The organism is Streptococcus pseudopneumoniae (assembly GCF_001070815.1).
GTDB lineage: Bacteria > Bacillota > Bacilli > Lactobacillales > Streptococcaceae > Streptococcus > Streptococcus pseudopneumoniae_P.
The window spans coordinates 21,846-31,558 of sequence record NZ_JVLX01000054.1; the positions used below are offsets into that span (position 1 = coordinate 21,846).

A 9,713-nucleotide genomic window follows, 5' to 3' on the forward strand; every position below is an offset into this window, starting at 1 on the left:
TAATCTCCTAAAATTAAAAAGGATTAAGAAAAAGTTAAAATTTTTCTTAAATCCCTCTTATAAAATACTTATATTAATTAAAGCCATAAACAGATTTGGTGATTTGATAGACAACATTGGACAGTTTGCGAGCTGGCAAGACTGAATGTTTAGTCAAACGGCTCAACATGGTCTTGCGGATAGCCTGAAAGACCTCTGGATTTTCCTGCTGAATATAGGTCCACAGCTCCCGTTTTTTGGCCAGATGCTCCGCTGTGCCTGCTCGGTTGAGCAAGGCACTGGAAATCACCGTCGTGATTTCAATATGATTCAGCAAGTATTCTCGCATTTTGGGGTGGCTTACTTTGGATAAATCAAGCTGGTCTACCAAAAGTCGATTGACCTTGAGTTGCTGGTCAATGCGCTTAATCATCACTTGCTCATTGACAGACTGGTCCTCACGCCCAATCAAATAACGATAGAAATCGACAGGCAGATAGTACATGGTCTTGACCTGCTGAAGGGGGGTAAAGACAAAGAGATTATCGACATAAAAGGTATGCTCAGGCAATTGGAACTGGCTCGTTCGCAACAAATCTGTCCGGTAAATCAGCGAGTGCATCATGATATACTGGCCTTTTGAGAAATTTCCAATCTGATCCCAGCCAAAAATCTTCTGGACAGGCAAGACTGACTCGTAACTCATACTCTTCTTACGAGACTGACCTTCCTTTTCATATACAAAATTAGTCACAAAGGCATCAACTTCCTGCCCCTCACTCTCTAGTTCCTGCAAGGTTTCGAGAATTTTCAGGTAAGCACGGGGATCCACCCAGTCATCACTGTCAACTACTTTAAAATAACGACCAGAAGCCTCTGCCAAGCCACGATTAACAGCACCGCCATGACCTTTGTTTTCCTGATAGATAGCTCTAACGATGTTAGGATACTTGCTGGCTAAACGCTCAGCGATTTCCTGAGTCTGGTCCTGAGACCCATCATTGATAATCAAAATCTCAACTTGCTCACCACCAATCACTAGCGATTCCACACAGTAATGAAGATAGGCAGCGGCATTATAGCTAGGGATGGCGATAGACAATAACTTCATAATCTACTCCTTTAGGGGACTGATTTTTTCTTTCTCTCTTGTCACTTCTTTCTATTCTACCATAAAGTCCAGCTTTTGAAGGACTTTTACTAGAATACAAGGGTTGCTATCTCTATTTGCTATTTTGGACATCAAAAAAGAGGGGATCCCCCTCCTTACGAATTTAATTCTGCCAAGTCATCTAGATACTGGTTGTTAATGACAGCCAAGATATAGGCATCTGCTTTCAAGAGGTCATTAGGACCAAACTGGACATCCAGTGGTGAATTTTCTTGTTCACGAAATCCTAGGACATTGAGGTTGTATTTGCCACGTAAATCTAGCTGGCTCAGGCTTTGACCTGCCCAGACACTAGGAATTTTCATCTCTACGATAGACACATTTTTATCCAGCTGAAAGACATCAACATTGTTATGAAAGAGAATGGTCTGCGCTAGAGACTGCCCCATTTCATACTCAGGTGAAATCACTGAGTCAGCACCGATTTTTTCTAGCACCTTCTTAGCTGTCTGGCTTTTGACCTTGGCAATAACCCTTGGTACCCCTAGACTCTTACAATGCATAACTGCAAGTACACTCGACTCCAGATTTTCCCCTGTTGCCACCACAACCGTATCACAGGTATCAATTCCTGCAGTTCTGAGGAGTTCCTCATCTGTAATATCGCCCACAACTCCACGCGCCAAAACGGGCTCAAATTGATTGATGCGCTCGGCGTGGTCGTCAATGGCAATGATATTCATATCTTGCTTGGCTAGGGCTGTCAGGACACTACTCCCGAAAATCCCCAAACCTAAAATTCCAATCGTACGATCTGACATCATTCTTCCTTTCTTATCCAATACTAATATCTGCTTTCATATACTGAATCAAATCTTTCTTATCAGGCTGGTAATCCGCTAGACTAACCAGCAAGGTCAAGGGACCGATACGGCCAATAAACATGAGCACCATGACAATGCTGAGAGCTAGCTTGCCCAGTTCTGGCGTCAGATTTGCCGTTACACCAACTGTCGCAAGGGCTGAAATGGTCTCAAACATGAGGTAGATAAATCGCGGTGTTCCTTCTGCTGTAATTCCCAGCAACACCAAGCCCAACAGGAAGGTCATCAAAAAGATAATGAAGACACTAAAGGATTTTTGGACTGTGCGAGTCTCAATGGTTCTCTGCGCAACATTGGCATGAGGTAAGCCCAGCAATTCACTACGCGCAAAGACCAACAGGACAAAGAAAGTCGTAATCTTGAGCCCCCCAGCCGTCCCTCCAGGCGCTCCACCCAGAAACATCTGTAAGATATAGATAAACAAGGTCACAGGCCGAGCTTGGGTGTAGTCAATAGAAGCAAAACCGGCCGTTCTCATACTGACAGTTTGGAAAAAGCTAACTAGCACTTTCTCTGGAACACTGAGATTGCCAATGGTCCCTGGATTGTGCCACTCCGTAAAGAGTGTGGATACTGTCCCAAACAGCAAAATCCCTGCAGTCAAGAAGAGGACCAACTTGGTGTGGAAACGCAGACGGCGTTTTTTCTTCTTGTCAAACTGGGTTGCCAAGTCAAACCAGACCATAAAGCCAAGACCACCCGTGATAATCAAACCAGCAATAACCAGATTGATCAAGGGATCCGTCTGAAAAGCCACTAAACTGCTACTGCCAAAATTATCAAAACCAGCATTACAAAAGGCTGAAATAGCTAAGAAGATAGAGGTAAAAATGCCCCGTCCCCAGCCGAATTCAGGAATAAAACGGAAACTAAGAAGAAAGGCACCCAAGCCCTCCACCAGAAAAGTCGTCAAAAAGATGGAACGCATAAAGGCCTTCAGCGAGCGAGTCTCCCCGTAACTAAAGCTCTCCTGAATAGTTTCACGACTGCGAAGACTGAGCTTTTGCTTCCCCTGAATATAAAAGACCCCGATAAAGGTCATGAGCCCCAGACCACCAATCTGTATCAAGAGCATACAAATCAACTGCCCCCAGACATTATAGGTAGTAGCCACTGGTTGCGTAGAAAGGCCAGTCACACAGACCATGGACACCGTCGTAAAAAGATGGTCAAAATAAGTGGCCTGCGAATCACTCGCCTGAACAACAGGCGAACTCAAAAGAAGAGAGCCTATAAAAATAACTCCAGCGAAACTCAGAAAAATTCGACGAGCAGGCGAAAGTCCGCCCAAGGCTCTTTCAATTTTTTTCACAAATAATTTGAATAACATACATCCATTGTACCATAAAAAGAAGAATAGTAGCTAAAACTGAGAGGCTATCTCAAGACAGAGTTCCAAAGCCTTCTCGAAAGCTTCTGCACCCCAGTCACGACTATCGTACTGGTCCAAGTCTGCTAAGGAATCAGCTGTGAACAGCAACTCTCCCCAGAGAACTCCACGCAGTTGGGCTACTGCCGCAAGCGCAGAACACTCCATCTCCACAACAGCACAGCCTTCTTCCTTACGATAAGCCACCTTTTCAGCCGTTTCTCTGTAAAAACCGTCTGTCGTCCAGGTCATGACTTCTTCATAAGGAATCCCTCTAGCTTCCAAAACTCGCTCAATAGCTGCAATAGCCTCTGGCTGCATTTCCATATAACGAGAAGCTGCCACATAGTGATAACTAGCTCCTTCATCTCGCAAAGCGCGAATAGGGACTAGAAAGGCATTTTCTTCTATATCAGCTAGCACACCACAGGTTCCGGCGGAAATAATCTGCTCCACACCATAGCCAATCAACCAATCCATAAACTGGGCTGCTGGAGCTGAACCAACAGGAGCCTGAGCCAGACAGATCTCCTCGCCCTTGTAGTTGAAGACATAGACTGGATAGGTCTTGGTGGCAGAAATGAATTCGCCGACAGAGTCCGCCCCTACTTCCCTCGCATAGCGGTCAATCTCTTCACCTAAAAATGCATAGACACACTTCTTGGGCAAGTGCAAATCCAGCCCCTCGTGATTGGGCATGATAACTGCCTGAGGGTTGTCATCAAACTCTAAAATAGGAATCGCATGTTTCTGAATCATAACCCACCTCCTCTAATTTTGTACTATTGTATCAAAAGCTGACAAAGTGTCAAGGAGGGGGTTGATGAACTGAGGAGAAAAAATCTCAGTATTCTTGGAATTCTCGACACTAAGTGATTTTATAAATCATAAGGAATTAGAGTAAACATTACAAACGTAGCCCCTCTGTAATTAATCTTCAGAGGGGACGTTATATATTAGTAGTTGTTGCTGATAACTGTTACCTTGAAAGAAAAGTATTTATGTCGCACTCTATCTGGAAGTTGTTATCAAATTTTTAAAAGATTAACTTCCAAGATGATCATTCACTATAAAGAGCTTTTAACTCCCTCTTTAAATATTCAGCTAGATGTTGATGAGCAAAGATGTCAGCATTCTGTTCCGCTGTAGGATTATAGTTTGTATTGGTATTTACATCATACACATAAATATCTCTGCTTTCTGATTGAACCCATTCTATAGCTGCCACATCAATATGAGCATTTTTAAGGAAGGCTTCATAAGCTTCTTTTTGAGATTCTGGTAGAGGTTCTGTAATTTGGAATTTTTCAGAAGTTTCCAGTTGTTCTGGTCTCTTACCGATTTGACAACCATCTGCTGGACAAAGTTGGAAACCATCTGAAGAATCAATTGAAACAGTATAAAGGAACTTCTGATTGATAAACTCTGAACGACGGATACGACCATCACTTGGTTTAATATAAGCCTGCAACAAGGTAATACCATCTACTGAAGGTTCAAAAGCAGAACTATTAACATAAGCTTCTAGTTCTTCTTCATTTTGGAAAAGTTGCACTCCTAATCCCTTTCCTGCTCTATTATGCTTGGTAATCAAAGGATAGATATTCAATTTTCTTGCTGCTTCAATAATATTTTCCGGTCCCAAAACAGCAACTGTTGCTGGAGTCTCAATACCAGATTCATTTAATTTCAAATATTGTTTCACCTTACTGATTTCTAGATTGATGGCTCCCGTTCCATTAACTACTTTACGTCCATGAGCCTCTAGCCACGTAAGCACCTGCTCCGTAAACTCTGGTGCATAGCGATGCCCTCTCGTATGAGAAGATGCGGACATCCTATTATAAAAAATTCCTTGTGGAGGTGGGCTTTGAAGATCTAATATCCCACTCGATAGATCCCATAATTCATAAGGTACTTGTATTTTTTCTAACCATTTTACTAAATGCTGTGTCCATTCAATATTTTCATGAATCACATAAACTTTTGCGTTACTCATAAGTCCTATCTCCTTTAAGAAAAGTTAACTGACAATTGATGTTGCTTGTCTTCCTCTAAACTATAACCTTCTGTTTTTTCAATGACACTGACCGTTAATATTTGACCCAAAACATTGATCATTGTACGACCAGCATTCACAAAGAAATCAACTGCAAAAATCAAGGCCACTCCTTCTACTGGCAATCCAAGCTGGGGTGCTGCTGCCAACAAAACTACGATAGCTCCTGATGGAACAGTAGCTGCAGTTTTCCCAATTAATGTCAAAAGTAAAACTGTAAATAAGAGACTTGATAATGAAAATTGGATACCGTAAGCATGTGCGATAAAAATAGTGGCTACTGAAAAATAGACAGCTGCTCCTTCTAGATTAAAAGTATATCCTAAAGGGACAACCAAATCAATCGTATTCTCATCATGTCCCTGTTTCTTTAAATCCTTTAATAGGGACGGTAACACAACACTCGAACTACCTGAAATAAATGCTAGAGTCAAGAGGCTCCAATTTTCACGAAAAGCGGTCAAATATGGAACTTTAAAGATAGAGGCAATCAGAGGGAAAACAACTAAAATGAGAACTCCATAAGCCAAATAAGTTCCGATAACAAATTGACCAAGTCCAACTAACTTATCAATCCCTGTACTAGCGACATCTTTTGCAATAAAGCCAAAGATTCCGACAGGAGATAATTTTACAATAACAGTTATAATTTTATAAATAGCTTCAATCCAGATCTGGAAACCTTCAAGAATTTTTTGGGTTTTATCACTCTTCAAGCTACCAATTCCATAACCAAGAAATATAGCAAAAACAATAATTGGAAGAAGAGAGCCTTCTGAAATTGACTTCACAATATTTGATGGAATAAAACCAAGTAAAAACTCACTCAATTGGACATTATTAGCTATCCCATCGATATTACCACCAGTTTGGCCAATATTCACACCTTGACCAAATCCCAAATAATAACTAGCAAATACAAATAATAAAGTAATCGCAGTTGTAACAGCAAAAAAGTAGAGTAAGGTCTTCGTTAAAATTTTACCAAACGATTTTTTTCCAATAACACTAGCCACTGCAACTACTATAATTGGGAATATTAGTGGAATAATGACCATGTTTACCAATTTGATGAATGCTTGTCCTAGAAATTGATAAAAACCTGCAAATTGTGGCCAGATTACTGCAAAAATAACACCTAAAATCAAAGCTAGCAATAATTGCAAACCGAGTGAAAGTTTTGACCATAAATTAACTAATTTCATAAAATAACCCCTTTGCTTTTATTTGCTAATTATTCTACTACGAATCTTCTAGCTTGACTAATATATATTTTCTATTGTGACCATAAAAAAGATTTATAACAATATCTCAAAGTGTCGTCATATCTATTTCGCTATCCATTATGAATTTTTTATGTTAGAAAAACACCACCATCTAAACTACTCAACTAGATGGAGCAATTCCATAATGATCAAGAAGAGTGACTTCAAGTATCAAATCTACAAAAAGAGGCTGAGTAAAAAGTCTTTGAAATCAGAAAAACGCATAATATCAGGTAATGAACAACCTTGATATTATACGTTTTATTGTTGAAAGATTTACTTCATTTTTCTTGAAATTGAGTTTTTCCCAGCCTCTTTTACTTCTATTTAACAGGTATCTCCTTAATCACGCGCGCAGGATTACCAGCTAGAACAACATTGTCTCTAAAGGACTTAGTGATTACGGCCCCTGCTCCTGCCACTACGTTATTGCCCAGTGTCACTCCAGGAAGGACAATAACGCCACCACCAGCCCAAAAATTGTCACCGATGGTGATGGGCTTTCCGTATTCGACACCTGAATTACGTTCATGCGGATCCAGCGGATGGAGTGGGGTTAAAAACTGACAGTTGGGGCCAATCATAGCATTGTCTCCGATACGAATCGGGCAAACATCCAGCATGGTCAAGTTCCAATTAGAATAAAAATTTTCCCCTAGATGGATATTGACTCCATAATCCACTACTAATCGTGGATTGACAAAGAGATTTTGCCCAGTCGAACCAAACCAAGTCTTGATAATCTCCGCCCCCTTCAAGGGGTCTGGCTCCTGGTTAAAAGCAGCCTGTTTTTGACGAGAAGTCTGAGCCAAGGCCCGCAACTCGGGGTCAAATGGATGATAGGGTTCTCATGCTATCATTTTCTGGTATTCACTGGTCATTGTATTCTTCTCCTTATTCCCTACTATCATATCAAATTTTCTACATATCCGACTAGGATAAGGGGTACTTTCTACAATTTATTCTCTGATTTTTATCACATCTTGCCTATCTTGCTAAACGAATACGGGTCACAATTCCGTCTGGGTCTGTAACGTCCAGCTGGCTAGATGTCAGCCACTTAACTGGTGCATCAATTTCTTGTGCTCGCTCAGCAATCATTAACAGTTCTTCTTTATGTGCGACTTCGATGACATAGTAGGCTAAGCCTGGCAAACCCGGCTTACGCGGAGCCAGACTTTTTCCTCCCCATTCATTGACCGCCAAATGATGATGGTAGTTTCCTGCCGCAATCCAACTGGCGCTAGGTACACTGAATTTATCCTCTAGCCCTAACACCTTTTGATAAAACTGGCTGGACTTTCGACTATCCTTGACGGAAAGATGAATATGCCCCATTCTCGTACCGTCTGCTAGGATAAAGGGCTCTACTCTTTCCCCCAACTCATAGATATCCTGCGCTGCAAGGGCCTCAGTGACCCCGATAATACGCCCATCTTCTCGAATATCCCATGTGGAAACCGGCTTATCTCGATAGAGTTCAATGCCATTCCCCTCCAAATCTTCTAAGTAAAGGGCCTCACTGTAACCATGGTCAGCACCACCGACAAGAGGAATCTGCAAATCCGTCAGATGTTTCAAGACATCAGCCAAAGTCTTGCGTGTCGGCAAGAGAATAGCCAGATGGTAAAGGCCATAATGTTCCCTTACTTCTCCGCTCTCTTGTGTTTGAATCAACTGTACCAAGGCTTTTCCACCAAGGCCTAGAATGACCTCTGTCTCAGTTTGAGATAAGATTTCTAAACCAATGATTTGCTGATAAAAGGCAGTTTGACTGGCCAAATCCTTTACATTTAAAACTGCCTCTGCCAAATAAATGTGGCTCTTGTATTCATAGGTCATAACTATTTCTCTCTTTAATTGTAACTTTGATTATTACAACTATTATATAATTTCCATCAAGAAAGTCAAGCCAGACAACTTATAGAAACTCCCCTAGCAAAAACAACCCCAGAAAAATCTTCTAGGATTGTTTTGTGTTTATTTAACAAGACTAGCAAAGTTATTGCTATAAATATATATGGTGCTCCCATAGCAATAATTAAAACAACTTTTCTTAATGCTAAAATTATCCTCTATCATCTCTATGAAAATCTCTCGTTACTATCAAATTGGAAATTTCATGCTCAATTTTTTCTTTTTCTAACACTCAATCCCAAACCCAAGAGAAGTCCGATTGACCCAAGCACAAATAAGTTTTTATCATCAGTATTCGACGTCCTTGGTAACTCCTTAGCAGAATTCGCTAATTTTCTATCAGAACTAAGAATCACATTCTCATTCGAAGGAATTAGAAGTGTTTTCTTGTCTTCTTCTCCTTCTACAGCTTTGATTCCTCTTAAGATAACTTGATTAATCGGTTCTTTGGTAATATCGTTAGATAGCACACGACGTATTTCTACACCATTGTCACTACTAATTTCTGTAATAATGGTACGCTGACCTTTCTCTCCTACAATCAAGACCTTAGTTTGACCTTTTGGTAAGCTAGCACTATTCCTATATTCAGTAGTAAAGTCAGTCTCCTCTATACGGGTTTCCACACTTGGTGTTTCAACTATTGGAGATAGAGGACCATCTTCTGGCAGAGTACGACCGATAACCTTCGCCCCCTGATAGATGATTGTTGGGGTTGCTTCTTGCACAATTTCACTGGTTTGAGAGAGGATCATTCCAGTACGTATACCGTGGTCTGTTTCATAGATAGTGATAATCTTACGCTGACCTGCACGACCTTGAACAGTCTGACTTTGGCCTTTCAGGAGTGAAGGGTCTTCTCGGTACACAAGTACTGGTGCGATTTCTTCTGTGCTAACAACGCTTTCTCGACTCTTAATAGGCTTAGTACCAACTAGGATAATCTCGGGTTGAGAGGCAACTATATTTTCCTCACGGACAGAGAGAACCTTGTCTGTTTTCACGCCATCCAGTGTTTGGTATAGCTTCACAACAGTCTTAGAACCTGCACGACCTGACTGTTTCAGCTGAGTTTGATCTGTATAGAGATCAGAGCTAACCTCAGTCAAGCGTTCGTAAGGAATTGATA

8 protein-coding genes and 1 pseudogene are annotated in these 9,713 nt (G+C 41.0%); all 9 read right to left on the reverse strand.

Annotation, left to right across the window (positions count from 1 at the left end; genetic code table 11):
- Positions 1-73 precede the first annotated feature (73 nt).
- The gene (locus ADG81_RS06460) at positions 74-1,090 is read right to left on the reverse strand and encodes a glycosyltransferase family 2 protein (protein WP_049551250.1); all 1,017 of its coding nucleotides are present in this window, start codon (positions 1,088-1,090) and stop codon (positions 74-76) included.
- A 155-nt stretch (positions 1,091-1,245) separates the two neighbouring features.
- Positions 1,246-1,911 (reverse strand): potassium channel family protein, encoded by a 666-nt coding sequence (locus ADG81_RS06465; RefSeq protein WP_001283909.1) that lies wholly within the window; start codon positions 1,909-1,911, stop codon positions 1,246-1,248.
- A 13-nt stretch (positions 1,912-1,924) separates the two neighbouring features.
- Positions 1,925-3,304 carry a TrkH family potassium uptake protein gene (locus tag ADG81_RS06470; protein WP_049551251.1) on the reverse strand — a complete coding sequence of 460 codons (1,380 nt, stop codon included), beginning with the start codon at positions 3,302-3,304 and terminating at the stop codon, positions 1,925-1,927.
- Positions 3,305-3,337: 33 nt separating this feature from the next.
- Positions 3,338-4,102 carry a nucleoside phosphorylase gene (locus ADG81_RS06475; RefSeq protein ID WP_049551252.1) on the reverse strand — a complete coding sequence of 255 codons (765 nt, stop codon included), beginning with the start codon at positions 4,100-4,102 and terminating at the stop codon, positions 3,338-3,340.
- A 301-nt stretch (positions 4,103-4,403) separates the two neighbouring features.
- Positions 4,404-5,342, reverse strand: a complete 939-nt coding sequence (locus tag ADG81_RS06480) for an ATP-grasp domain-containing protein (RefSeq protein WP_000063557.1) — start codon at positions 5,340-5,342, stop codon at positions 4,404-4,406.
- Between the two features lie 14 nt (positions 5,343-5,356).
- Complete coding sequence (locus ADG81_RS06485; RefSeq protein WP_000780192.1) at positions 5,357-6,607, reverse strand: dicarboxylate/amino acid:cation symporter; 1,251 nt, start codon at positions 6,605-6,607, stop codon at positions 5,357-5,359.
- Positions 6,608-6,990: 383 nt separating this feature from the next.
- Positions 6,991-7,548 (reverse strand): annotated as a pseudogene (locus ADG81_RS06490) (sugar O-acetyltransferase).
- Between the two features lie 106 nt (positions 7,549-7,654).
- A complete protein-coding gene (locus ADG81_RS06495; protein WP_000220688.1) occupies positions 7,655-8,509 on the reverse strand; it encodes a VOC family protein in 855 nt (284 codons plus the stop codon).
- A 284-nt stretch (positions 8,510-8,793) separates the two neighbouring features.
- Positions 8,794-9,713: G5 domain-containing protein (locus tag ADG81_RS06500; RefSeq protein ID WP_049551253.1), on the reverse strand; the 920-nt coding region annotated here is incomplete at its 5' end.

Bases quoted from the DNA above. Each gene is read 5' to 3' on its own strand.
- ADG81_RS06460 (WP_049551250.1), bottom strand. From the start codon at position 1,090: ATGAAGTTATTGTCTATCGCCATCCCTAGCTATAATGCCGCTGCCTAT.
- ADG81_RS06480 (WP_000063557.1), bottom strand. From the start codon at position 5,342: ATGAGTAACGCAAAAGTTTATGTGATTCATGAAAATATTGAATGGACA.
- ADG81_RS06470 (WP_049551251.1), bottom strand. From the start codon at position 3,304: ATGTTATTCAAATTATTTGTGAAAAAAATTGAAAGAGCCTTGGGCGGA.
- ADG81_RS06485 (WP_000780192.1), bottom strand. From the start codon at position 6,607: ATGAAATTAGTTAATTTATGGTCAAAACTTTCACTCGGTTTGCAATTA.
- ADG81_RS06495 (WP_000220688.1), bottom strand. From the start codon at position 8,509: ATGACCTATGAATACAAGAGCCACATTTATTTGGCAGAGGCAGTTTTA.
- ADG81_RS06475 (WP_049551252.1), bottom strand. From the start codon at position 4,102: ATGATTCAGAAACATGCGATTCCTATTTTAGAGTTTGATGACAACCCT.
- ADG81_RS06465 (WP_001283909.1), bottom strand. From the start codon at position 1,911: ATGTCAGATCGTACGATTGGAATTTTAGGTTTGGGGATTTTCGGGAGT.